The organism is Microseira sp. BLCC-F43 (genome assembly GCF_041929235.1).
Classification (GTDB): Bacteria; Cyanobacteriota; Cyanobacteriia; order Cyanobacteriales; family Aerosakkonemataceae; genus Microseira.
On sequence record NZ_JBHFNP010000023.1, the window covers coordinates 34763 to 59195 of the forward strand.

Consider the following 24433-nt stretch of genomic DNA (forward strand, 5'->3'; position numbering starts at 1 on the left):
AGATTTCAGATTGAAGATTTCAGATTGAAGAATTGCATATTTTAGATTTAAAATTATTTTTATGTTCGATTGCAGATTTGCCATCTGAAATCTGCAATCTGAAATAGCGCCTACCAGTTTAGGTTGTTGCTGAATTTGAATTTCAGCCTTTTTCGCTACCAGCTTTGATGCACTGTTCAACTAGGGGCATCACTTTATCGACATCTTGCCACCCCAGGATTTCAACCGCTTTCTTTTCTAGATTTTTATAGGTCTTGAAAAATTCTGCAATCTCGTCCAAGCGGTGGGGTGGGACATCTGAGAGAGATTTTATTTTAGCGTAACGCGGGTCTTTATCAGGGACGCAGAGAATTTTCTCATCGCGATCGCCTCCATCGATCATCTCTAACATGCCGATAGGCCGCGCTGCAATCACGCATCCTGGAAACGTGGGTTGATCCATCATCACCATCCCGTCGAGGGGATCGCCGTCATCGGCGAGGGTATTGGGTACGAACCCATAGTCATAGGGATATTGTACCGAGGAATAGAGTACGCGGTCTAACGCAAAGGCTTGCAAGTCTTTATCAAATTCGTACTTGTTCTTACTACCGGCGGTAATTTCGACTAAAACGTTAATCAAACCGGGTTTTGGTTGGGGAGGAATGCGCGATAAGTCCACAACGGAACTCCTAAGCTAACGGCAAATCGGGAATTGACGAGTCTAACCAAACGGCGAATCTCGACAACCCCCGTGTAGCATTCTAGAGGAATGGGTGCAAACTCAGAATAATTTTAGCCCTCGGCAGTTTGAGCGAGTGAGCAGGTGAGCGTGTGACCAGGTGAGCAGGGGAGCAGGGGAGATGCAGGAGAATGTACATTCAAATTCCCCTCTGCACACCTGCACACCTGCCGACCTGCACTTCTGCTCACCTACCTTAATTTCATATCATTCTCGCGCTTCGGGTAGGGGATAAGTGACTTGTTGCATAACCTCGACGCTGTTTGAAGAGTAGCGAGCGATCGCATACAGCGGTATTGTTAGCGTTAGCAGAGCGATCGCAGTTCCTACTAGGTCTGCGAGTCCCTGGGGAGGTTTGTCTGACGAGTGAGCAGACGATTCAGTTGATTCCATACCAATAGTAGATGCCTTCCTAACCGATCGAGTGATTCGGTTTAACCGAAAAGGCGAGGGCACGATCTACCCTCGACTATCGATCCATTTTAGCGATTCGTTCGGGTACGGCTGTACTCGTAGCAACAGTTTCAGCCAAATCTATCTAAAGATAGAGGAAACGCAGGGTAGAAAGCTGCGCTTCGACTGTTGATACTTTTGATATCTTTCAACTACCTACCGGAGTAAGCACTCAGCGGTTCTTTAATCAACCGGATATAAAGATGCTTAAAGGTAGACTGGACAACGCGGGGCAAGCCAAAATCAATCGGTAGGAGCTTTTCGGGCAGTTTCCAATCCAGCACTTTCAGATCTTCCGGTTCCAGGTAGGGAAAGTCAATCGCCTTAACATCAGAACATAGTCCCAATCGCAGGGACGCGGCGACGGTAGGCACGACGAGGGGGTCTACATGCAAAATTTCTACGATCGCTCGATCCAAGGCAAAAACATCCGTAGATGCGCCCAAAATTCCCAAGGGGCGAGGTTCGCCGCCGCTGGGGCCGTTACCTTCGTGACCGATAATGCCATCTAGGATAGTTAGATCTGGGTTAATCGCCCTGGCGGTTTCCACCAGCATTTGACCAAAACGGGCGCTATCCTTCCCAGCTTCCATGTGCCACCACGCCTTCATCTTACCGGGGACGCAACCAAACAAATTTTTAGTACCCATTGTCAGGGTTAGCTGGACGTGGGATTTCACCTTGGGCAGGTTAATTACCACATCCGCTTCCATCGCTTCTTTACTCAGTAGCAGGTGGTTAAATTCCTCGCTGATAGTTTGGTAGCGACTCCCGTGGAATTCGACAACGGGCAAATTCAGTGCTTCCAGAATAGGTTTATAGCCATTTGCTTCTGCGACACCCCTGGCGCTGCCAAAAGCGGGACCATCCCCCATAAACGGTTTAGCGCCGACATCTTGCAGCATTTTGGCGACGCAGTAAACGATTTCCGGTCGGGTGGTACATTCTTTACCGGGGCGGGAACCCGTGAGTAAATTGGGTTTGAGCAGGACTCTATCGCCCTTTTTAGCGATCGCTCCTATTCCTCCCAAAGGTTCCAGTAAGGTTTCCAGGGATGACCGCAATAACTCTATCTCGTAAGAGTTGGCGCGTATTAAGCTAACAGCTGGTTGCATGGGCGATTAGTTGTTAATTTTGGTTGTAGTTTAACAACTAACTGCTTAGCTTGCAGAACGCCGCGATGATTGAGTCAGTGCGGTTACCCGCTGAGCATTAGAGAAGACATTATCGCCTTGCAGGTAAGGAATGGCGGGTTTGATTTCCACTTTAATTACATTGGCAGTATTGACACAAATTGTTTGCTCTTCCAAGTGAAACACCCACCAAGGATGATCGAACAGGCGGCGCAATTCTTGCCGCAGTTCCTGCTGAGTTTCGGCGGTTTCTTCTGGGTTAGAAATACTAAACGATTCCGTATGACCGTCGAGATAGTAAAAGGTGATTTGTGTGTCCCTAGTTTGACTGTACATCTGGTAGAATCTTCCTCCTAGTCGAACCTTGGCGATCGCATCGGTGGTCAGCGATCAAAAGAAAATTACAACTAAAAAATGCAACACCTGGCAGATCTCCCCCGCCTCCCCCGATAAATTGGGGTACTCTTGTTCCCCCCTTGACAAGGGGGGTGAGGGGGGATCTTCCGCGTCGCCAACATTCCCTCCTTGACAAGGGGGGTGAGGGGGGATCTTCCCCGTCGCCAACATTCCCTCCTTGACAAGGGGGGTGAGGGGGGATCTTCCGCGTCGCCAACATTCCCTCCTTGACAAGGGGGGTGAGGGGGGATCTTCCGCGTCGCCAACATTCCCTCCTTGACAAGGGGGGTGAGGGGGGATCTTCCGCGTCGCCAACATTCCCTCGTTGACAAGGGGGGTGAGGGGGGATCTTCCGCGTCGCAATTCACAGTTACCCATTACCCATTACCCATTACCGATTACCAGGCATCGCGCTCATTTTTTCCAGGTCTAACACCTTTGCCAAATCTTCTGGATTCATTAAACCGCGTTCCAGGACAATTTCTCGCAGGGATTTGCCGGTTTCGAGGGATTCTTTCGCCACGGCGGCGGCGTTGAGATAACCGATGTGGGTATTGAGCGCGGTGACGAGGGCGAGACTGCCTTCGGCGTAGGCACGAGTGCGTAAGCTATTGGCGACAATCCCTTCCAAGCAGCGGGAAGCCAGCACGTTGATAGTATTGCCCAAAATTTCAATGCTGTGAATCAGGTCATAAGCAATTAGAGGCATCATCACGTTGAGTTCTAATTGTCCGGCAGAAGCAGCCATTGCGATCGCGGCGTCATATCCCATCACCTGAAAGCACACCATCGAGGTCATCTCTGCCATTACCGGATTATATTTACCCGGCATAATAGAAGATCCTGGTTGTACCGGCGGCAGTTGAATTTCTTTTAACCCGGTTTTTGGGCCAGAATCCATCAAGCGCAAGTCGTGGGAAATTTTGATCAAATCTTGCGCTAAGTTACGTAAAGCACCGGAAACATTGACAAAAGGTGCCATACTCTGCATTGCCGCCATCAGGTGGGGGGCGGGTTGCAAAGTTTGGTTCATCAGTTCGGATAAGATTTTGGCGACGCGATCGCGATACTGAGGATGGGTATTTAACCCCGTTCCCGCCGCACTACCACCCAACCCCAGGACGGTTAAATCCAAAGATGCGGTTTCAATTCTAGTCATGTGGTCGGACAGAATTTGCCAAAAGGCGCGAAAACTTTCCCCCAGACGCACCGGGACGGCGTCTTGCATGTGAGTTCTGCCGGATTTGACGATATCTTTGAATTCAACGGCTTTATTTTCTACCGCACAGATCGCCGCTTCTAATGCTGGGTAAAGCGTGTGTTCTAAAGCCAACAGCGCCCCAATCCGAATCGCGGTCGGAATCACATCATTGGTAGACTGACCGTAATTGACATCGTCGTTGGGACTGATGCGCTGGTAATTTCCCTTCTCATCCCCCAAAATTTCCAATGCCCGATTTGCCAGCACTTCGTTGACGTTCATGTGGTGGGATGTACCCGCCCCGGCTTGGTAGATATCTACCACGAATTGATCGCGAAACTTGCCTGCCAGGACTTCATCCGCCGCGCGGACGATCGCCCTACTAATCTCTTGCTCAATACAGCCGAGTTCGCCGTTGGCTATGGCGGTGGCTTTCTTGATTAACACGCAGGCATCGATATAGGTAGGTAAAGGTTTAATTCCGCTGATCGTAAAATTTTCGATTGCCCGCAGCGTCTGGATTCCATAGTAGGCAGAGGCAGGTATTTGCCTTTCACCCATCGAATCTTTTTCTATACGGTAAGCCGCGCCTGTTGGTTCACTCATGTCAGTATTGTTTAGGTTCCACAAAATCAAACGATGCCGCAGTTAAGAGGAGGATTCTTATTTTATAAGCGATGGCACACAGTCGCGCCTGCTGTTCTGATTCCAACTTTTATTTAAAAGGCAAAATTGAACATTATTTTGAATTTTTAAGATTTTATTAAACACTGGAGTTAGCTTATACGAATATTCTCCTTCTGGCTCTTCCCTTTTGCCTCTTACTCTCCCTTTCCCTCTTGCTTCACTTAGCGTGTAGTTTTTACCTAGTGAGAGGGGGGATCAAATTGTGCTATTGTTTTGGGCATCTAACCCAAAAGATCAGCCCAAAGAAAGATGACGCAGTCCATCAGCCAACCCATCAGTTACGAAGCGGAATTTTATCGCCAGCAAGGAGTGCTATTAATCGATAAAAAAGACTATGAAGCAGCGATCGCGTTTTTCGACAAAGCCTTGCGGTTACAACCAGATTATTATGACGCATGGTGTCAGCGGGGTTTGGCGCTGGGACACTTAGGTCGTCACGAGGAAGCACTCACCAGCTTTAATAACGCCCTAGCGATTCAACCGGGCATTAGCTGGGTTTGGCACAACCGAGGCATTGCACTTGGAAAGTTAGGATACCACGGCGAGGCAGTCAATAGCTTTGACCGGGCGATTGAATTTAACCCGGATGCTTCCAATGCTTGGCACAACCGAGGTATTACATTATGTGACTTGGGAAAATATAAAGAAGCGATCGCTAGCTTTGACCGCAGTTTGAGATTGCAACCTAACGCCTACTGGGCTTGGTACAACAGAGGGTTAGCGCACAAACGGCTAGGAAATCACGAAGAATCCCTCAACAGCTTTGACCGGGCGATTGAGTTTAACCCGGATGCCTACAATGCTTGGTATAACCGGGGTCTGCTGTTAACTGACATCGGGCGCAACGAAAAAGCGATCGCCAGCTTTACTAAAGCCGTGGAAATTAAACCAGACTACCAAAGAGCTTGGTATAACAGAGGTGTTTCCCAAAGAAGAGCGGGTGACTACTCTGGAGCGATCGCTAGTTTGGACAAAGCCGTTATCCTGGACACTCAAGACTATTGGGCTTGGTACAGTCGGGGTTTGACCTTGGTGCATCTGGGGAGATACGACGAAGCGATCGCATCTTACGATAAAGTCCTACACATTCAACCCGACCACGCTAATACTTACTACAACAAAGCTTGCTGTTATGCCTTGCAAGACCAGGTAGATTTTGCTATTGAAAATCTACAAAAAGCCATCCATCTCCAGCCTGAAAAATACCTTTTGATGGCTAAAGTTGACCCAGATTTTACCAAAATTCGGGAAGATGAACGGTTTAATGCCTTGACCAGTATCTGCGAACCATAAGTAGGGAACATCATTATTATTGTCATACCAACCGATATCTCTCTGATGCCGTTCTGTAGGGACACGGCATCATTATTATTGTCATACCAACCGATATCTCTCTGATGTTCCCTACCAATAATTGCCAACAAATCTGATAAACCGGGTTGATTGGGCAATTTTAGATTTATGATTAACGAATATAATAATGTCTTTCTTTGGTTAGACAAACATCAACCAAAAACTATAACCAGCGGGCTATATTTTGATTAAAACCTTAACCTAAGCTTATAAATAGGTAAGAAAGCCGGAGCGATTGAAAATTCCAAACAGCGACATCAATTGTCCCGCTGCGGCACCAACAAGATTAGGAAAGAACCTAGCAACTTTATCCTCAGCAGTTCAAAACCTAATTGAAACTAATTTTGAGGATTGAATCGCCCCAGGGCATAAGTTGCTAATGGTTCTGGCATTTAGCCTATTTCGCAAAAGGAGAGCATTAACTAATGGATGCCAAATTTGTTAACTCCAAACCTCTGTCTTTGGGCATATTCTCGGCAATCTCCGCGAGTTTATTGCTGTTGGGGGGTATACCTGCCAATGCTCAGACTAATTCTGGCACGCTGAATCAGTCGCCCAACCAAACAGACAATCCAACTCAACTGAACAATCCGCAAACCGAATTAAATGGGACGCCAACTCAGCAATTGCAAACACCTGCCCAACCTTCGGGAAATGTCACGCCTGGTTCACCCAATCCCCTGAGTAGTTATTCGCCTAACCAAACGACGAATCTCTACTATGGTAGTCGGGGACAAACAGTCAGAGATGTGCAGACTTTCTTGAGCCAACAGGGATTTTATAATGGCCCAATTGATGGCATTTACGGCGCTGGGACGCGAAATGCTGTGATATCATACCAGCGGTCGAGAAATTTGGTTGCAGATGGCATTATTGGCTCCAGGACTTGGGGGACTATGCTCAACTCGCAATCTGAAGCATCGGCTTTTTAAACGGTTCGTCAGTTAGCAGACAACAGGGTGGCGGGTTTAGATAAACTGTCGATTATTTCATAGATGGTTGGTAAAACCCGCCCATACTACTATTATTATTTCACCTGATAGGCCAATAACCTATCAGGTTTAATTTATACTCGATTCAGCAGATTTTTAAGGATTTATATAGAGCAAATCGCCAAGAAAAAAGCTGATAATCAAGGCGGCAGAATACCTGTCTGGTGACGAGCATGTATGATACCATTTAACAGCGCAATAGGCTGAGTTTGATTCGGCTGAAACGAGCGAAAATCTAAAATCTAAAATGGTATGAGTCGCTTAGTTCCTTTTGATAACATCAGGGGTAGTCATAACAAAGCATTAGAGTGTCGCCCCGATGACTACCGTTCCTGGTATTTGCGGGGTAATTCGTTGCGGATGTTAGGGCGCTACACTGAAGCGATCGCTTGCTACGATCAAGCCATCGAACGCTTCTCGGATGATTACCGCGCTTGGTATCAGCGGGGAAATGCTTTAGATAATCTCGGTCGCTATGGCTGCGCGATCGCATCCTACAATAAAGCCCTACAAATGCGTCCCAATGATTACTGGGCTTGGTATCAAAAAGGACAAGCATATCGGAGTTTGGGTCAGTATCGCGACGCGATCGCATCTTACGAACAAGCAATTAAATCCTACCCCAACGACTTTTGGGCTTGGTATCGGCGGAGCGATGCCTTACGAGAATTAGGGGATTATGAGCAGGCGATCGCATCCTACGACAGAGCGATCAAATCCAGACCTACGGATTATTGGTCTTGGTACTGGCGGGGCTACTCACTGCAAGGCATAGCTAGGTATAGAGCGGCACTCAGTAGTTACGATGCGGCGATTGGGTACAAACCCGACGATTATTGGGCATGGTATCGGCGGGGCGATGCGATGGGATACTTGGGTTGGTATAAAGGTGCGATCAAAAGCTACGACAAAGCGCTAGAGATCGACCCCAACGCCGCCAGCGCCTGGTACGGGAAAGCTTGCTGTTACGCGCGACTAGGTTGGGTGAATCGGGGAATGGTTTGCTTGCAACAAGCGATCGCGATCGCTCCCAATCGCTACCAGGAATTAGCCAAAACCAACCCAGATTTTGAACGCCTTCGCCAGTAATAAATCACCTTTGTTTCTAGGAAAAATCGTTTGTTTGGTGGCGAGAGATCTACCCAGAAACCGGGTTTCTAGGAACGCGCTTGCGTAAGACCTGTTTCTTCCTCTGCTTCTCCCTTACAATTATTAGCAAAACAACAAATCAGAGCAGGAGTTGGTTGCAAATGACGCTGATTCGCGTGCCAAAAACTTGGGAAATTCCAGAACGGGAAGTGACGCCAGCAAAGATTTTTTTCAATCGGCGTCGCTTGATCAAAACGCTGATGGGTGCAAGCATAGGAGCAACCATCATGCCGATTTTGGGTTGTCAGAAGTCGGAGGAAACAGACAAGAAGCTGGAGGAAACTTTAAAACTACCCAAAATCGATTCAGTTAAAAGCAATCCTAACTTCGCCAAAGTAGACCGCCCAATTACCGACGAAATCCTAGCCGGTAAATACAATAACTTTTATGAGTTTGGCGGCACAAAATCGATTTGGCAAGGCGCTCAAGCATTACCAACAGAAGACTGGAAAGTCGAAGTTAGCGGTTTGGTGAAAAATCCTCGCACCTACGATATCGACGATTTGCGGAAAAAATTTCCTTTAGAAGAGCGGGTTTATCGTTTCCGCTGCGTTGAAGCTTGGTCGATGGTATTACCCTGGGTTGGATTTCCCATGCGGGAATTAATTGCTGCTGTTGAACCAACCTCCCAAGCAAAATTCGTGCGCTTTACCTCTTATTACGATCCAAAAGTGACATATGGCCCGCTTTTGTCGTTCATGGAAAAACTACCTTGGCCTTATACGGAAGGGTTACGCATTGAAGAAATGGCGAACGAATTAGCGTTTTTTGCTGTGGGGATTTACGGTCATTTGTTACCCAAGCAACACGGGGCGCCGATGCGAGCGGTGTTGCCCTGGAAATACGGATTTAAGGGAGCTAAATCGATTGTCAAAGTCGAGTTTGTTGACAAGCAACCGGCGACTTATTGGAATACTTTAGTGCCAAGCGAATATGATTTTGAGGCGAATGTTAATCCTACCAAGCCTCACCCCCGCTGGTCACAAGCAACTGAGAAATTTATCAGCAAAGGACCGGATTTGTCTTGGGAAAAAATACCGACGCTGCCCTACAACGGTTATGGGGAATATGTAGCGAATCTTTACAAAGTTTGAGCCAATAGTTTGCAGGTAGTGATAAACCGGGTTGGGGAGGCTTTCCCGTAAAAAACCCGGTTTCTTTTTTTAAACGAACCGCCAAGACGCCGAGGACGCCAAGAAGAGGAGGAAGAGGATGTGGTGTTATACCAATTTCCCTTGATAATGCTAGACATCAACATTTACCGATTGTAGGGGCGGGTTTTACCAATAACCTTTGGCAAAAACAAACTATTTAACTAAACCCGCCCCAACCCCAAGTGTTTCCCATTCAGGGGAAAACGGTATTAGAGCAGCGAGGGTAAGAATTGTAACAAAAATTTAATTAAATTTTTGTTTTGCTCGGAGTTATAGTGATAATTATGCTTTGAAAAGGTGCATTTCTATCCTAGCTCCTGGCTCACATCTTATGCCAATACCTGCTGCTGTGACTAATGTCTTAGTTCGATTGCTGAATGCTTCTGCACAGCACCTTGGGGAAAGATTGGGACAAGCTTTTGGAGGAAAATCTTCTAAAGCACCTTTTTTGATTGAGCAGGTGAAGTCAGCTCCGCGTTACTGGGAAGCACAGATTGAATATTTAAAGCGCAAACAAGCTAGAGAAAGGGAATTATTGAGTCTTTATACTGCCAAAGTCGATAGTCGAATTGCGCTACAAGAACAAGAACTGCAAGATAGACGGGAATTAAGCTTGCTGCAACGGGAATTGCTGCGCGATTGGCAAGCTAAGGCGATTCAGATTAAGCTGAATGAAATTCAAATGCTTTGGCATAAAGATGCTTGGTTTTATAATATAAGTTTACCAGATACAGAGCAAATTTTGCAGCGCCAGCAACACCGATTTTTGTTGTTGGTTTCTCCCCCAATAATTAGTAAATATTCTCCGGATTATTTCCACAATAATCGGCAAATAGAATTGCGTAAGGTAGGTGAATTTCTCAATCAAAATTATCCTGGTTATAAAGACTTGCGTCCGGTTGAGTTTTACAGCGACTATTTTAAGGATGCTATTTATGATATCGATGTCAAGCGGTTGCAGCAGATTTTAGCTTTCGTCCCAACCGCAATTATTTATAGCGACATTAGCGATTATGAAGTGAATTGGCGGGTAGGGTTTTGGGGGTGGCAAAATAATCAAGTTTTCCTACTTCCGACTTTGGCGTGGAATTGGGAGAAAGTTCAAGAAGAACTCGAAGCATGTGGTTACGGAAAAAAAGAAAGCCTCCGCACAATTCGGGAGGTAATTGTCGCGATTCACAAGTTATTGGCAGCGTTTTTAGCGGATGCCTATTATCTTTATATCGAACGGAATTATGAACCGCAGTTATTTGAGTTAGAATCGGAGTAGGAGCGAGAATGGCTCAAACCTTATATTAAGGTTATTAAACAGATTCAGCAGCAGCAACGGGAAATTTATCAGCAGGAATTGAAAAAGATAGCGCTGATTGAAGCGGAACGGAGAGAGGAAGAAGCATTAAAGCAAAAAGCGGAAAAATGGAAATGCGTCCATACGCTTGCCGGACATTCTAACTGGGTTTGTGCCGTGGCGATTAGTCCGGATGGACAAACGCTTGCTAGCGGCAGTAGCGACAATACTGTGAAACTGTGGAATTTAGCAACGGGAGAGGAAATTGGCAATTTCAAAGGTCATTTAGAACGGGTAGATTCGGTGACTTTTAGTTTGGATGGAAGGACGCTTGCCAGTAGCAGTAGCGACAATACTGTTAAATTGTGGAACTTGAGAACTCAAGCGGAAATTTGTACGATTACCGGAAATATTAGCCTGGTTTTTCCGATGATTATCAGTCTTGATCGCCAAGAGGGGAAAAACGAAGATAAAACGATCAAACTGTGGGATTTGACAATGGGACAACAGATGCGTCCGCTCAACGGCAATTCAAACCGGGGTTTTCCGCCCGTACTGAGTCCGGATGGAGAAACGATCGCTTCGAGAGGTGAAGATAACGCGATCGCACTGTGGAATCTCAACACCGGACAGGAAATTCTCCCGCTATTAGGACATTGCCGCTGGGTTAACGCCGTCGCTTTCAGTCGGGATGGTAAGATGTTAGCAACTGCCAGCGTGGATGAAACGATCAAACTGTGGGATGGGAAAACCAGACAGGAAATTTGCACGCTTACGGGAGATTCGCACTGGGTTAATTCTGTTACCTTTAGTGCGGATGGAAAAATGCTGGCAAGCGGCGGCATGGATCTCCCGATCAAACTGTGGAATCTGAAAACCGGACAAGAAATTCGCACGATTAGCGGACATGCAGGAGGTGTGATTTCTGTGACCATGAGTCCGGATGGGAAAACTTTGGTAAGTGGGAGTACTGACGGTATTATTAAAATTTGGCGTATAAATTGATGCCAAGGTTCAAGCGTGCTATTGACTTAGACCGCCAATCCTCTACCTTTATAGGCAGGGGTTAGGATCGAGGAAAGCGGATAATTCGCTGTCATCCTCTATGGGGCAGATTCATTCGTTGAAAAATTGCAGGGGAAGTAAGGAGAGAAAGGTTGCGATAATTGTTGCAAAAGGCAGGTTTCCAGAAAGGTGCGAGTAAACCGGATATTAGATACAATTCTAAAATTATACTAAGCTTAATATGATTTGATTACCGCCAAATAACGACCGCCACCGCAGAAAAATATGTTGGGAAAACTATATGAAGAAGACAATGGATTTAAAACCAGATGCGCGGGAAATCTGGAAAAACCGGGGAAATGGTTTGTATAATATGGGGCGATTTACTGAGGCGATCGCTGCCTACGACAAAGCGCTGGAATTAAAACCCGATGACTCCGAAACTTGGTACTACCGGGGGAAAGCACTAGCTAACCTGGGACGGTGGGAAGAAGCGATCGCTGGTTACGAAAAAGCAATTAAATACAAATGTGACGCTCCCAAAGCGTGGAACAAGCTAGGGGTGGCGCTGATGTTTGTAGGCAGATTAGAGGAAGCGCTCGCAGCTTACGCTCGGGCGATTGAATGGGAATTCGACTTTGCCGAAGCTTGGTACAATCGGGGCGTGGCAATGGGAAATTTGGGACGATTAGATCAAGAATTTATCTCTTACAATAAAGCGATAGAATTTAAACCCGACTACCACCAAGCTTGGTACAACCGAGGCGTAGTGCTGCGAAATTTAGGACGCCTAAGAGAGGCACTCGCTTCCTACGATAAAGCCCTAGAATTCAAAGAAGACTATTATAAAGCTTGGAATAACCGGGGTCTGATTCTGTTTAGTTTAGGAAAGTTCGACGAGGCACTTGAGTCTTACCATAAAGCCGTAGAACTAAAACCAGACTATTACGAAGCTTGGTATAATCGGGGAGTGGCACAGAGGCAGTTGGGAAAATTTACAGAAGAGGTCGCTTCCTACGATAAAGCGATCGCCAGCAAACCCGATTATTACCAAGCTTGGAATAACCGGGGGATGGCGCTGTGGAATTTGGGACGCATGAGTGATGCGCTCGCGGCGTTTGATCGAGCAATAGAATATAAACCAGACTATTACCAAGCGTGGAATAATCGAGGCAACATCCTGAGAAATATGGGACGCCTAGAAGAAGCGATCGCGGCGTTTGATAAAGCGATAGAATTCAAACCGGAATCCTACGCCGCCTGGTACAATCGAGGCGTGATTCTAGGAAATTTGTCACGGTTTGAAGAGGCAGTAGCGGCTTACAATAAAGCAATCGAATTCAAACCAGATTATTATCCAGCCTGGTACAATCGGGGCGTGATTCTGGGAAATTTGTCGCGGTTTGACTCAGCAGTAGCGTCTTTCGATAAAGCCGTTGAATTAAAACCAGAAAAATACGAAGTTTGGTATTATCGGGGCGTGGTACTGGGAAATTTGGGACGGTTTAACGAAGCGATCGCTTCGTTTAATAAAGTCGTTGAAATCAAACCAGACCATGACGAAGCATTCTACAACCTGGGGATTGCCTTGGGAAATTTGGGACGGTTTAAAGAAGCGCTCGCAGCTTTCGACAAAACCCTAGAATTTAAGCCAGATAAATACGAAGCTTGGTACTACCGAGGCATGGCTCTGGGAAATCTATCGCGGTTTGATGAAGCAATTGCTTCTTTCGATAAAGCCGTTGAATCCAAGCCAGAATACCACGAAGCCTGGTACGATCGGGGCATTACGCTAGGAAATTTAGGCCGGTTTGAAGAGGCGATAGATTCCTACAATAAAGCGCTGGAATTAAAATCGGACTTGCATTCAGCTTATTATCTAAAAGCTCGCTGTCATGCAGTACTGGGTCACACCGATCGGGCAATTGAAAACTTAGAACAAGCAATCAATTTAAACCACCAACAATACCGAGAAATGGCAAAAAATGATGCGGATTTTGACAGCATTCGCTCAGAGGTACGGTTTCAAACATTGATGCAAAAATAGTCAAGTGAGGCACAAGAAACAGAAAACAAAGCGCTATGAAGAAACCGATTAAGTTTAAACCAGGGGATTACAAAAACTGGTACAATAAAGGTATAGCACTGAAAAATACGGGAAAGTGGGCAGAGGCAATACGTGCTGACGCACACGCTTTATCGAACGCAGCGTTCGATAAAGCGATCGCATCCAAAACAGACTACGACCAAGCTTGGCAAAACCGGGGAATCGCACTCAGCGATTTGGGACGATTTGAAGAGGCAATTGCTTCTTACGATATGGCGTTGAAATTCCAACCGGGGAATCGGGAAGCTTGGTACTATCGAGGGGTGGCGCTGAAGAATTTGGGACGGTTGAATGATGCGATTGCTTCGTTTGATAATGCGATTGTCTTGAAAGCAAACTATTACCAAGCTTGGAATAATCGAGGAGTGGCGCTGAAAAGTTTGGGACGCCTCCAAGAGCTTCGATAAAGCGATTGAATCGAACTCCAAATATCACCAAGCTTGGAATAATCGAGGCTTGATTCTCAGCGAATGGAAACGGTTTGAAGAAGCACTGACTTGCTTTGATAAAGCGATTGAATTTAATCTTGGAGATCATAAAGCTTGGTACAATCGCGGTGTGACTTTAGGACATTTAGGTCGAGAGTCAGAAGAACTCGCCAGCTTAGATACCGCATTGAGCATTCAACCAGACTAGCTTGGTATAACCGGGGAAGAACGCTGGAAAATTTAGGCCGTTTAGAAGCATCCCTTGCGAGTTACGATAAAGCGATTGAATTAAAATTCGACTACTACCAAGCTTGGGAAAGTCGCGGATACGTCCTGGGAAGTTTGGGACGGCATAAAGAAGAAATTGCTTGCTACGATAAAGTCTTGCAAGTGCATCCAAATTACCATATTGTCTGGAACAATCGGGGCATTGCGCTGATGTATTTAGCGCGATTTGATGAAGCGAGCGCTAGTTACGACAAAGCCATAGCACTTCAACCCAATTATTACCCAGCTTGGTACAGCAAAGCTTGCTGTTATGCGTTGCAAGGCAATGTAGAATTAGCTATTAAAAGTTTGCAACAAGCTATTGCATTAAATTCAGAAAAATGTATTGAAGCTGCAAAAACCGACTCATATTTTGGCGGGATTCGCAAAGATGAGCGATTTCAGGCGTTGCTGCAAAACTAAAGAGCAGCTTAGCCATTCAGCCAAGCTGCTCTCGCAACGAATCTTCAATTGCTTTTAATTTCACCTTAAAGTTCAACTCAAATCCTTAAAAAAGACCCAGCAGGATGAGGAAAGTAAAGGCGCACAACACCAAGAAGATTGAAATCAGGATGTTCGCCATACTGTGGTCATGGGTCATCGTTTCATGTGTTTTGTCTGTCATAAGAATCTCCACACAAATTTCAAAAAGCTTGGATTTAATTATAAAAGGCCGTTTCCAGGCTTGGGTCGATCGATTAAAATAGTTTTCAAATATTCATTTCACTTCAAGAAAAAAGCTGGTTTTATTAAGTTTTGTGTCTGAAAAAATAGCCGGTTTTCCATCTTATTCTACAGGAATCCCTTGCCATCAGCATGATAGTTTTTCATCTCATATAAAAAATGAGCATTATTACTTAAGAGAGATGAAATTTTTATATGTAACAAAAGAATAAGCAATCTCTGCCTTTAGGTAGAGGCGCAGAGCGATCGCTGAACGGCATTTTGGACGATTGTTGGTCAATTCATAACGGGTTTCACCCTCACCAAAAGTTGCCCAAATTTGGGCGATCGCTCCAACAGGTGAGGGAAAAATATCGTGTCTAGAATTAGCCGCAGAAGCACTGCTCCTTGCTCTGTGGTTAAAGGGGATATTGCGTGAAAATTGGTTTTGACAGAGGCTTTTAGAGCCTCTGAGGCAGAGGGTTTTTGTTTTTTGTTGCCGACTCGGTATCCCATCCCCGATCAATTCACCAGCATTGTATTGAAGTTAAATCCAAAACCAACTTAGAAAACTGTTATGACCGAATTGCTTCAAAACGTTCTCAACAGCGATGAAAAGAAACACCTGCAACAGTTGATCGCCGATTTGCGCCATCAAGAAAAGCGATACTTACTGCGAAACGACATTCTGACGGCTTTTTCTACCTACTGCAAAAATCACAATAAACCGGAACATTTTTACAATGCTTCCCATTTAGGCCGGTTAATTTATTATACCCAGGAAATTATTTTAGAAAAAGGCAGTCTCTGCCTGATCGTCCGGCCTAAAATTGCCTTGCAAGAAATCTATCGCCTGACAGATGACTTGAAATGCGAACCGATGACAGTGAAGCAATTGCTTGACGAACGCGACTTGCTGGTTAACCGTTTTCATCCGGAAGAAGGCGACCTCCTAGAACTAGATTTTGGCCCGTTTTACGACTATTCTCCAACGATTCGCGACCCCAAAAACATCGGCAAAGGGGTACAATTCCTCAACCGTTTCCTATCGAGCAAATTGTTTGAAGACTCGCGGCAGTGGTTGCAAGCTTTGTATAAATTTTTGAGCCTCCACTCTTACAACAACCAACAACTGTTGATTAACGATAAAATTCAATCGTGTCAGCATCTTTCTGACCAAGTTAAGCAAGCTTTGACCTTTTTAAATTCGCGTCCCGATAACGAACATTACGAAAAATTACGGTTTGATTTGCAAGCAATGGGGTTTGAACCGGGGTGGGGAAACACTGCCGGACGAGTGCGGGAAACCCTGGGACTTTTAGACGAATTGATCGACTCCCCGGATCACCAAACCCTGGAAGCATTTTTAACCCGAATTCCGATGATTTTTCGCATCGTTTTGGTATCTCCCCACGGTTGGTTTGGGCAAGAAGAAGTGTTGGGGCGTCCAGATACAGGCGGTCAAGTCGTCTACGTTCTCGACCAAGCCAGAAGTCTGGAACAGCAAATGGAAGAAGATATTAAATTGGCTGGTTTAGATGTTTTGGGCGTGGGTCCCAAGGTGATTATTCTCACTCGTTTAATTCCCAACAATGACGGCACTCGCAGCAACCAACGGTTAGAAAAAGTTTACGATACAGCAAATGCCTGGATTTTGCGCGTTCCTTTCCGGGAATTTAATCCCAAAATCGCTCATAACTGGATCTCGCGATTTGAGATTTGGCCTTATTTAGAAACCTACGCCATCGATGCAGAAAAAGAATTGCTGGCAGAATTTGAGGGACGCCCTGACTTAATTGTTGGCAATTATTCCGATGGAAATTTGGTAGCGTTTCTGCTGGCACGCCGCCTCAAGGTAACCCAGTGCATCATTGCCCACGCTTTAGAGAAATCTAAATATCTGTTTAGCAACCTCTATTGGCAAGATTTGGAAGATAAATATCATTTTTCCCTGCAATTTACCGCCGATTTGTTGGCAATGAATGCGGCGAATTTCGTCATCAGCAGTACTTATCAAGAAATTGTCGGCACCCCGGATAGCGTCGGACAGTACGAGTCTTATAAGTGTTTCACAATGCCCGAGTTATATCACGTCGTGAATGGGGTTGAATTATTCAGTCCTAAATTCAACGTCGTGCCGCCTGGAGTGAACGAAAGCGTGTATTTTCCCTACACTCGAATAGAAGAGCGAAATGAAAGCGATCGCGCGCGTCTAGAAGCAATGCTTTTCACCCAAGAAGATCCGGCACATATTTTCGGAAAACTCGAAGATCCAAACAAGCGACCCATCTTTTCAATGGCACGTTTAGACCGGATTAAAAACCTCACCGGATTAGCAGAATGCTTTGGTAAAAGCCAGGAATTGCAAGAGCGCTGCAACTTAATTTTAGTTGCCGGAAAATTGCGCGTCGAGGAATCGGGCGATAACGAAGAACGCGATGAAATTATCAAACTTTACCGGATAATTGAAGAATACAACCTCCACGGTAAAATCCGCTGGTTGGGCGTGCGCTTACCCAAAGGCGAATCGGGGGAAATTTATCGCGTCATAGCAGATCGTCAGGGAATTTTCGTGCAACCGGCGTTATTTGAAGCGTTTGGTTTGACAATTTTAGAAGCGATGATTTCCGGTTTACCTACCTTCGCAACTCAGTTTGGCGGCCCGCTGGAGATTATTCAAGATAAATTCAATGGATTTTACATCAATCCGACGCTTTTGGAGGAAACCGCAGACAAAATATTGGCGTTTGTGACTGAGTGCGATCGCAATCCCAAATACTGGCAAGAAATTTCCCAGCGAGGCATAGAACGAGTTTACAGCACCTATACCTGGAAAATTCACAGCACCAAACTGCTATCTCTAGCCAAAATTTACGGTTTCTGGAATTTTACCTCCCAAGAAAACCGCGAAGATTTGTTGCGTTACGTTGAATCGCTGTTTTATTTACTTTATAAACCCAGGGCGCAACAGTTGTTAGAACAGCACATGCATCGGTAATTGCTAATTGCTAATTGCTAATTGCTAATTGCCTACCAAACGAGGTGGGTTTAGTCTAAAATTACCTGCCTCTTCTTTTCTCTTACCTCTGTGTTCTCTGTGCCTCTGTGGTTCGTTCATTAAGTATCTTCTCTCTGCTTCTTGTGACAGTTGAGCAACTGGCACCGATTATAAGCGGACGGTGGCGTCCTCATCGTTTGAGGATGAACCGTCCGCTGGGATTGAATAGTGGGCGATCGCTTCTACCATAACTGATGAGCTGTGACCGATGACCGATGCGATGTCACTTGAAAAAGTGGTAGCGATCGCAACAAAACCCCAAGCTCTCATTTTAGACTGAGAGAACAGATGTCCCTCAAGAGTTTGATATGTACATTCCAGAACTACAACGAGAAGTACGCCCGGAATATATTAATGGGTTGATCGGGTTTATTGATTTTGCTAGAGATGTCACTAAAACCGACTGTATTTTCGATATATCAGAAGCCTTTCGCCATACCGAAACTAATAAATTAGCGATTGAGTATATAAAATCTCAGCCAGGGGTAGGGCAACTCGTCGAGGAACGTTACCTTGCCCCGACTCCAGATTTGGAAAATTTGCTGAAATTACCTAAAGATTCCCTGGGTTATATTTATGCTTACAACATGAAAAAAGCGAATTTTGACCCAGAATTTTATCGGAAAGTGCAGATTGCCGATGATATGACTTACCTGATATTACGTCAGCGGCAAACTCACGATATTTGGCATACAGTAACGGGTTTTGGCACCGACTCACTCGGAGAATTAGGTTTGCAAGGATTCGCTTTAGCTCAAACTCATGGCCCTTTATCAGTGGCGATTATGGCTGGCGGTCTTTTGAATACGCTGCTGACATCATCTGAGCATTTGACTCACGTTATAAATATCTTTGTTAAAGGTTATAACATTGGGATAAAAGCTAAACCTTTCCTGGCGCAAAAGTGGGAAGAAAACTGGGAAAAACCTTTAGCAGAATGGCGCGCAGAATTGGGCGTTGAAGCTGTTAGTTGATTGTAGATTTAGTAGGGCGGGCTGGTTGTTTTAGAACCCTGGTTTCTCGAAGAAACTGGGGTTTTGAGCGCTTTTTCCATTTAGTTCAGAAACCAACAAACCTATGGCACTCGCCAAACTTTCATAGTGCCGTCAAAACTAGAACTGACGAGAGTTTTGCTATCTGGGCTGAAAGCTATGGAAGTAACTGCACTTACATGCCCAGAGAGGGTTCTTCTTAATTCCCCAGTTTGAAGATTCCATAGCTCAATTGTTTTTGCTGCTTGGAAGCTGGCTCCACCGACACTGGCAAGAGTGCGACTATCGGGGCTGATAGCAATAAAGTTAACCCGACTTGAATATTTGGTGATGCTGGTTCTCAGTTCTCCTGTTCCCAGGTTCCACAACTTGATAGTGCCATCCCCACTGACACTGACTAGGATCTGACTATCCGAGCTGATGGCGATAGAACTAACCCCTTTCCCATGTCCGGTAAGGTTACTTCTCAGTTCCCGAGTTCGCAGGTTCCATAGGTCGATTGTGTCTTTACCAACTCTGATGAGAGTCCGGCTATCTGGACTGATGGCGATAGATCTAGTCTCAGGTAGATATGGGGGGAGAGTGAATTCTTGACTGCTGACGGGGGATTTAGTCTCAAATGAATGTCCGGTGAGAGCACCTTTTAGTTCTCCAGTTTGCAAGTCCCATAGCTTGATGGTGTCGGCTGGGTCACTTGCATTCAAACCCAAAGGATCAAAACCAGCGAAGGTTTGAACACTGGCGAGAGTCTGACTATCCGAGCTGATGGCGATAGAACTAAATTTTGCACTCCGTTGGATAGGTATGATTATGCTGCTCGAAGTAGGCAGGACACGGGTTTGACTCTCTGGGATGATGCTTTTAAGTTTTCCAGTTTGCAGGTTCTGCAACTGAATGGAGCCGTTCTCGTCGAGACAGGCAAGAGTTTGACTATCCGGGCTGATGATCATTGACTTAAACCAGCTTTGACCTTGGGGAAAAATGATGTCTTTCCGTTTCCCAGTTTGCAAGTTCCATAGCTTGATGCTGTAGTCAAGACGGCTATCGTAGAAATAACTGTGGACAGAGCGATAGCTTTTGATTTTATCCTTTAGATCCTCTTGCTCGGGAAAATTGTTGGGAATGCCAAAACTAATACTGCCGATTGTCTGACTATCCGGGCTAATGGCGATGGAATTAACCCCCCCTGAATATTCAGCAGCTATGGTACTTCTCAGTTCACCAGTGGGTAGGTTCCATAGCTTGATAGTGCCGTCCCAGCTGGCAGTAGCTATAGTTTTGCCATCTCGACTAATGACGATGGAACGAATTGGTTTTAAATGCCCAGTAAGAGTTCGCAGATGTTTTCCAGTTTGCAAGTTCCAGAGCTTGATGGTGCGGTCTTGGTCAGCACTCACAAGAGTCTGACTATTCGGGCTTAAGGCAATTAATTCAACCGAAGATGAATGTCCGCAGAAGGTGTGTAGTAGTGGAGCTTTGGCTTTAGAATGGCAGTTCCAGAATCTTAAAATAGAGCCAGATAATTGCGATCGCCATCTTCCTAATTGCCAAAATAAAACACTGGAGGAAAAAATAATATCAGATAAACTCAATAAGATCGATCCCGATAGTATTAACACGGTTATTCTTCGCCAACTCATTCTCAGCGGAGAGTTTTTCGGCGAAATGTCCTGAGCAGTTTGACTGTTAACTCGAACAGTTGGCGTAGTAGTTTGGATTCGGATACTCTGTGAAGCAGGCGATTTAAAATGGCTTTCAACTTTTTCGATACAATTCAAAATTTCTTTTGTATCTTGAGGTCGATTTCCAGGCAGGGGAGCCATTAGATAATTAATCAAATCTGCCAAGGGTTTTGAGACATGCTTAGCACCGTTGCGCCAGAGCAAATTTCCTTGGGAATCTTCAGCAAAACTATTTGGAGGTCTACCTGTCAGCAAGTGAACAAACCTGCGTCCCAAAGCATAAAAATCTGATTGTGGCACTGCTCTACCATCCGCTTGCTCTGGAGGCGTGTAACCCGCCGAAACTAACCCCGTTACCTGATGTCCTCCACCAATTCTAGCTAGATAGGTGCTGGTAACTTCTCTCGCTGTACCAAAATCAATCAAGACCAATTGATCTCGCTTGTTTCCTAATTGGCTAGACGAAATAGAAGGAGTCCGCAGCATGATATTGGTTGGTTTAATATCCCGGTGAAAATACTGCTGCTGATGAACTTGATCTAAAATTATTGTTAGTTGTTTTAACCAAGCGATCGCTTGTGCTTGACTAATGGGTTTATAGCTCCGCTTTCTCAGCAATTCTAGTAAATTCACGCCCTCGATTTTCTCCATTACTAAACAGTGTAATGGCTCGCTGCTATCTTTAGGTTCAAAAGTAAAGTATCCCTTCGGATCAACTCTGGGAATTCCTGGATGGCGCAATTGACTTAAAACTTTAGCTTCTTGCTGGAATAGAGAAACGGCTTTGGGATCGTTGTTGCTCAAAACTTTCAAGACTTTAGCTGTACCGCCATCATCCACTTCAAAGGTTTTAGCAAAACCACCTTTACCTAAAAATCGAACAATTCGGTAGCGACCTTGCAGCAATAAATCCGAACCGCAGTGACAGCAAGTTTTGCTGTTAGCATTTAACGGTTCAGCAGGGTTAGGACACTTGGGGTTTAGACAGTAACTCACGGCAGATTAATTCATCTACAGGACTTACGTAAATTCAAAGCTCAGATGCAACCCTTGGTAGTAGAGTAGGCAATGCCACCCTATTGCTCACCAAGATAACTTCGCGCAATTATCTGCCAGGTCAAAAATTTACAGAACTTAATTAATACTCTACCTGTTGAAAGAGTCATATAACTTAATCGCAACAGCCATAGCGCCCCCTAATCCCCCTAACAGCGCTAAGCGCCTCCAACGGTTTTCCTCTACCGAATCACCAGAAGCAAGCACCTGGGAAATTAAACGCCATACCTGAAGATTCATTGCTGCGAATCGACTTAAAACAGTTGGTACAACACCCGGACTTAAAACAGTTGGTGCTAAAGTTAAGGAAAGATTGCCTTCAATTTGATCTAAACGTTGCAAAATCATTTTGGCATTTTGAGGCCGACCGCCAGGAAACGTTGCCATTAAATTATCAATTAAATCTGCGAATGACTCGGAAATCTGCAAGGATCTATCTCGCCAGATTAACTTACCAGTCCGAGTATCTGTAGGCAAATTAGAGGGATGCTTACCCGTTAGCAAGTGAACAAAAGTGCGACCTAGAGCATAGAAATCCGATTGGGGTACAGCTCTACCATTGAATTGTTCCGGCGGCGTGTAACCGGCTGAAAAAATTCCCGTGATATGCTGTTGCCCGCTGACTTTTGCTAAGTACGTCGCCGTTACTTCTCTAACAGTGCCAAAGTCAATCAAAACCAGTTGATCCCCCCATGCCCCCCTTAATAAGGGGGGTTGGCTAGCCCCCCTTATTAAGGGGGGTTGGGGGGATCGCACCATAATATTAGACGGCTTGATATCCCGATGAAAATAGTTCTGCTGGTGGACAAGAACTAAAATTTCTGCCAGTTGCTTTAACCAAAAAATTGCTGGCTCTTGGGTAATCGGTTGATAGTCTGATTGTTCGAGCCAATCTTGTAAATTCAAACCTTCGACTTGCTCCATTACTAAACAGTGCAACGGCTGTTTGCTGCTTTTGGGCCAAAAGGTGAAATATCCATCTGGCTCTACTTTGGGAATACCGGAATGCTTTAACTGACTTAAAACTTGTGCTTCCTGTTTAAATAGCTCTACTGCTTTCGGGTCGTTTTGCAACAGAACTTTTAAAACTTTCGGCGTTCCTCGATCTTCGGCTGCAAAGGTTTTGCCAAAGCCCCCTTCACCCAACTGCTGCAAGACTCGGTATCGTCCTCGCAATAACAATGCAGAACCGCAGTTGCGACAAATCGGATTGTTGGCATTTAATAAGTCATTCGGTTTCGGGCAGTTGGGATTAATGCAGTAGCTCATCGCTGATATCCATTTTGCTCAATTTCATGAATACACCACAAGATTTCTTGAGCATTTTGCGGACGCTTACCTGGAAGCGGTGCCATCAAGTAATCAATCAAACCAGCTAGCGGCTGGGAAACTTGCGGTGCTTGCTGTCGCCACATCAACCGATTTGTTGCCACATGTTGGGGAATTTTGAGCGGATGTATTCCGGTTAGCAAGTAAACAAATGTGCGCCCAAGAGCAAAGAAATCTGATTGCGGTACTGCCTTGCCTTCTGCTTGCTCTTGGGGCGTAAAACCTGGTGACATCACCTCAGTAACGTTTTTGCCTTCGAGTTTGAGCTTGTAGGTTTCTGTAATTTCCCGTACCGCACCAAAATCAATCAATACGAGTTGATCCCCCCAACCCCCCTTACCAAGGGGGGCTAAGAGAGATTCGTTGCCTTGGGGGTCATGGGGGCAACCCCCCAAGGCATTGGGGGCATGGGGCGATCGCAACATAATGTTGGATGGCTTGATATCCCGGTGAAAATAATCTTGTTGATGAATTTCTTGTAAGATTTGAACCAGTTGCTTTAACCAAGCGATCGCTTGCTGTTGCGCCATCGGTCGATCGCGATGCTGATGCAGCCATTCCTCTAAGTTCAATCCGGCGATTTTCTCCATCACCAAGCAGTGCAGGGCGGCTTTGCTTCTTCTGGGAAAAAAGGTAAAGTATCCATCGGGTTCTACTCTAGGAATTCCTGGATGGCGCAGGTAACTCAATACTTCTGCCTCTCGTTGAAATAAGGCGATCGCTATGGGATATTCGTTGATTAATACTTTCAAAACTTTCGCCGTGCCGCTATCATCTACCTCAAAGGTCTTACCAAAGCCTCCTTGACCCAAAATTTTCATCACTCGATAGCGTCCGTCCAGTAGTAATGACGAGCCACAATACTGGCAGAACAGGCAATTATCGGGGTTTTGCGGCTGCGGGCATTTGGGATTAATGCAATAGATCATCGATGGCAGCAAGCTAGTTTTATTCCCAATATATATGCCCAAGGCTAGATGCCAAAGCGATCGCTGTTATTTTTAGCATTATCAGGACTTACGCAAAGAAACAAAGGGCGATCCGAAAAATCGTTGGTTTGGGAACCACAGATCGACGGTCTCACCTTTGTTTCTTTTCTCGTCGTGCGTAAGTCCTGTAAAAGCTGGGAAATTTATTTCTGGGCTTTCTGGCTGTTAGCTTCCCCTTCTTCCCCATTACTCAATAACGAATTTGCAGGGTAACGGTAGCTTCGACTCGCTGTTCGCCGCCAATCGCGGGGGTGGAAGCTGGTACTCCCACGGAAGCTGCCCTAAATTCAGCTACAGGTGAGGGTGGTGGGGGTGCAAAAGCATTGTTAA

21 protein-coding genes and 1 pseudogene are annotated in these 24433 nt (G+C 45.5%); 12 read left to right on the forward strand and 10 right to left on the reverse strand.

Features of this window, described 5'->3' with window-relative positions:
- Positions 1-142 precede the first annotated feature (142 nt).
- The 5 genes from ACE1CM_RS03335 to ACE1CM_RS03355 all read right to left on the reverse strand — a co-directional run bounded on the left by ACE1CM_RS03335 (position 143) and on the right by ACE1CM_RS03355 (position 4510).
- Positions 143-661: an inorganic diphosphatase gene (locus ACE1CM_RS03335; RefSeq protein WP_374875987.1), complete on the reverse strand. Its 519-nt coding sequence runs from the start codon at positions 659-661 to the stop codon at positions 143-145.
- Between the two features lie 267 nt (positions 662-928).
- Entirely contained in the window at positions 929-1114 is a 186-nt protein-coding gene (locus ACE1CM_RS03340; protein WP_374875988.1) for a hypothetical protein, read from the reverse strand.
- Positions 1115-1326: 212 nt separating this feature from the next.
- On the reverse strand, positions 1327-2289 hold the full coding sequence (locus tag ACE1CM_RS03345) for a DUF362 domain-containing protein (protein WP_374875990.1): 963 nt from the start codon (positions 2287-2289) through the stop codon (positions 1327-1329).
- A gap of 45 nt (positions 2290-2334) precedes the next feature.
- The gene (locus tag ACE1CM_RS03350) at positions 2335-2643 is read right to left on the reverse strand and encodes a hypothetical protein (protein ID WP_374875991.1); all 309 of its coding nucleotides are present in this window, start codon (positions 2641-2643) and stop codon (positions 2335-2337) included.
- Between the two features lie 451 nt (positions 2644-3094).
- Positions 3095-4510, reverse strand: a complete 1416-nt coding sequence (locus tag ACE1CM_RS03355; protein WP_374875992.1) for an aspartate ammonia-lyase — start codon at positions 4508-4510, stop codon at positions 3095-3097.
- A gap of 330 nt (positions 4511-4840) precedes the next feature.
- Between ACE1CM_RS03355 and ACE1CM_RS03360 the strand changes: the two genes are divergently transcribed.
- The 11 genes from ACE1CM_RS03360 to ACE1CM_RS03410 all read left to right on the forward strand — a co-directional run bounded on the left by ACE1CM_RS03360 (position 4841) and on the right by ACE1CM_RS03410 (position 17995).
- Positions 4841-5884, forward strand: a complete 1044-nt coding sequence (locus ACE1CM_RS03360) for a tetratricopeptide repeat protein (protein ID WP_374875993.1) — start codon at positions 4841-4843, stop codon at positions 5882-5884.
- A 485-nt stretch (positions 5885-6369) separates the two neighbouring features.
- A complete protein-coding gene (locus tag ACE1CM_RS03365; protein ID WP_374875994.1) occupies positions 6370-6876 on the forward strand; it encodes a peptidoglycan-binding protein in 507 nt (168 codons plus the stop codon).
- Between the two features lie 312 nt (positions 6877-7188).
- Positions 7189-8025 carry a tetratricopeptide repeat protein gene (locus ACE1CM_RS03370; RefSeq protein WP_374875995.1) on the forward strand — a complete coding sequence of 279 codons (837 nt, stop codon included), beginning with the start codon at positions 7189-7191 and terminating at the stop codon, positions 8023-8025.
- Positions 8026-8186: 161 nt separating this feature from the next.
- Entirely contained in the window at positions 8187-9179 is a 993-nt protein-coding gene (gene msrP / locus ACE1CM_RS03375) for a protein-methionine-sulfoxide reductase catalytic subunit MsrP (RefSeq protein WP_374875996.1), read from the forward strand.
- A gap of 391 nt (positions 9180-9570) precedes the next feature.
- Positions 9571-10509, forward strand: coding sequence for a hypothetical protein (locus ACE1CM_RS03380; protein ID WP_374875997.1), 939 nt, complete (start codon positions 9571-9573; stop codon positions 10507-10509).
- A 78-nt stretch (positions 10510-10587) separates the two neighbouring features.
- Entirely contained in the window at positions 10588-11532 is a 945-nt protein-coding gene (locus ACE1CM_RS03385) for a WD40 repeat domain-containing protein (protein WP_374875998.1), read from the forward strand.
- Between the two features lie 301 nt (positions 11533-11833).
- Positions 11834-13579: a tetratricopeptide repeat protein gene (locus ACE1CM_RS03390; RefSeq protein WP_374875999.1), complete on the forward strand. Its 1746-nt coding sequence runs from the start codon at positions 11834-11836 to the stop codon at positions 13577-13579.
- 35 nt (positions 13580-13614) lie between these two features.
- The gene (locus ACE1CM_RS03395) at positions 13615-14046 is read left to right on the forward strand and encodes a tetratricopeptide repeat protein (protein ID WP_374876001.1); all 432 of its coding nucleotides are present in this window, start codon (positions 13615-13617) and stop codon (positions 14044-14046) included.
- A gap of 4 nt (positions 14047-14050) precedes the next feature.
- Complete coding sequence (locus tag ACE1CM_RS03400; protein WP_374876012.1) at positions 14051-14275, forward strand: tetratricopeptide repeat protein; 225 nt, start codon at positions 14051-14053, stop codon at positions 14273-14275.
- Entirely contained in the window at positions 14182-14757 is a 576-nt protein-coding gene (locus ACE1CM_RS03405) for a tetratricopeptide repeat protein (protein ID WP_374876002.1), read from the forward strand. The genes ACE1CM_RS03400 and ACE1CM_RS03405 overlap by 94 nt, the downstream gene beginning before the upstream one ends.
- A gap of 817 nt (positions 14758-15574) precedes the next feature.
- Positions 15575-17995 carry a sucrose synthase gene (locus ACE1CM_RS03410; protein ID WP_374876003.1) on the forward strand — a complete coding sequence of 807 codons (2421 nt, stop codon included), beginning with the start codon at positions 15575-15577 and terminating at the stop codon, positions 17993-17995.
- A gap of 168 nt (positions 17996-18163) precedes the next feature.
- Here ACE1CM_RS03410 and ACE1CM_RS03415 read toward each other — a convergent pair whose 3' ends face one another.
- A complete protein-coding gene (locus ACE1CM_RS03415) occupies positions 18164-18325 on the reverse strand; it encodes a hypothetical protein (protein WP_374876004.1) in 162 nt (53 codons plus the stop codon).
- A 38-nt stretch (positions 18326-18363) separates the two neighbouring features.
- On the opposite strand from ACE1CM_RS03415, the gene ACE1CM_RS03420 reads away from it, so the two are divergent.
- Entirely contained in the window at positions 18364-19029 is a 666-nt protein-coding gene (locus tag ACE1CM_RS03420; protein WP_374876005.1) for a Coq4 family protein, read from the forward strand.
- Between the two features lie 101 nt (positions 19030-19130).
- On the opposite strand, the gene ACE1CM_RS03425 is transcribed toward ACE1CM_RS03420, so the two are convergent.
- From ACE1CM_RS03425 to ACE1CM_RS03440, 4 genes and pseudogenes are all read right to left on the reverse strand, one after another.
- Positions 19131-21725: a protein kinase gene (locus ACE1CM_RS03425; protein ID WP_374876006.1), complete on the reverse strand. Its 2595-nt coding sequence runs from the start codon at positions 21723-21725 to the stop codon at positions 19131-19133.
- 150 nt (positions 21726-21875) lie between these two features.
- Positions 21876-23054, reverse strand: a complete 1179-nt coding sequence (locus ACE1CM_RS03430; protein WP_374876007.1) for a protein kinase — start codon at positions 23052-23054, stop codon at positions 21876-21878.
- Positions 23051-23935: a serine/threonine protein kinase gene (locus tag ACE1CM_RS03435; RefSeq protein WP_374876013.1), complete on the reverse strand. Its 885-nt coding sequence runs from the start codon at positions 23933-23935 to the stop codon at positions 23051-23053. Before ACE1CM_RS03435 ends, ACE1CM_RS03430 begins: the two co-directional genes overlap by 4 nt.
- 36 nt (positions 23936-23971) lie before the next feature.
- Positions 23972-24043 (reverse strand): annotated as a pseudogene (locus ACE1CM_RS03440) (4-Cys prefix domain-containing protein); the annotation flags it as partial.
- Positions 24044-24433: the final 390 nt, after the last annotated feature.

Coding starts and splice junctions, on each gene's coding strand:
- ACE1CM_RS03430 (WP_374876007.1), bottom strand. CDS start 23,054: ATGAGCTACTGCATTAATCCCAACTGCCCGAAACCGAATGACTTATTA.
- ACE1CM_RS03415 (WP_374876004.1), bottom strand. CDS start 18,325: ATGAGAGCTTGGGGTTTTGTTGCGATCGCTACCACTTTTTCAAGTGAC.
- ACE1CM_RS03390 (WP_374875999.1), top strand. CDS start 11,834: ATGAAGAAGACAATGGATTTAAAACCAGATGCGCGGGAAATCTGGAAA.
- ACE1CM_RS03345 (WP_374875990.1), bottom strand. CDS start 2,289: ATGCAACCAGCTGTTAGCTTAATACGCGCCAACTCTTACGAGATAGAG.
- ACE1CM_RS03395 (WP_374876001.1), top strand. CDS start 13,615: ATGAAGAAACCGATTAAGTTTAAACCAGGGGATTACAAAAACTGGTAC.
- ACE1CM_RS03365 (WP_374875994.1), top strand. CDS start 6,370: ATGGATGCCAAATTTGTTAACTCCAAACCTCTGTCTTTGGGCATATTC.
- msrP (WP_374875996.1), top strand. CDS start 8,187: ATGACGCTGATTCGCGTGCCAAAAACTTGGGAAATTCCAGAACGGGAA.
- ACE1CM_RS03410 (WP_374876003.1), top strand. CDS start 15,575: ATGACCGAATTGCTTCAAAACGTTCTCAACAGCGATGAAAAGAAACAC.
- ACE1CM_RS03435 (WP_374876013.1), bottom strand. CDS start 23,935: ATGAAAATTTTGGGTCAAGGAGGCTTTGGTAAGACCTTTGAGGTAGAT.
- ACE1CM_RS03355 (WP_374875992.1), bottom strand. CDS start 4,510: ATGAGTGAACCAACAGGCGCGGCTTACCGTATAGAAAAAGATTCGATG.
- ACE1CM_RS03370 (WP_374875995.1), top strand. CDS start 7,189: ATGAGTCGCTTAGTTCCTTTTGATAACATCAGGGGTAGTCATAACAAA.
- ACE1CM_RS03360 (WP_374875993.1), top strand. CDS start 4,841: ATGACGCAGTCCATCAGCCAACCCATCAGTTACGAAGCGGAATTTTAT.
- ACE1CM_RS03350 (WP_374875991.1), bottom strand. CDS start 2,643: ATGTACAGTCAAACTAGGGACACACAAATCACCTTTTACTATCTCGAC.
- ACE1CM_RS03420 (WP_374876005.1), top strand. CDS start 18,364: ATGTACATTCCAGAACTACAACGAGAAGTACGCCCGGAATATATTAAT.
- ACE1CM_RS03380 (WP_374875997.1), top strand. CDS start 9,571: ATGCCAATACCTGCTGCTGTGACTAATGTCTTAGTTCGATTGCTGAAT.
- ACE1CM_RS03340 (WP_374875988.1), bottom strand. CDS start 1,114: ATGGAATCAACTGAATCGTCTGCTCACTCGTCAGACAAACCTCCCCAG.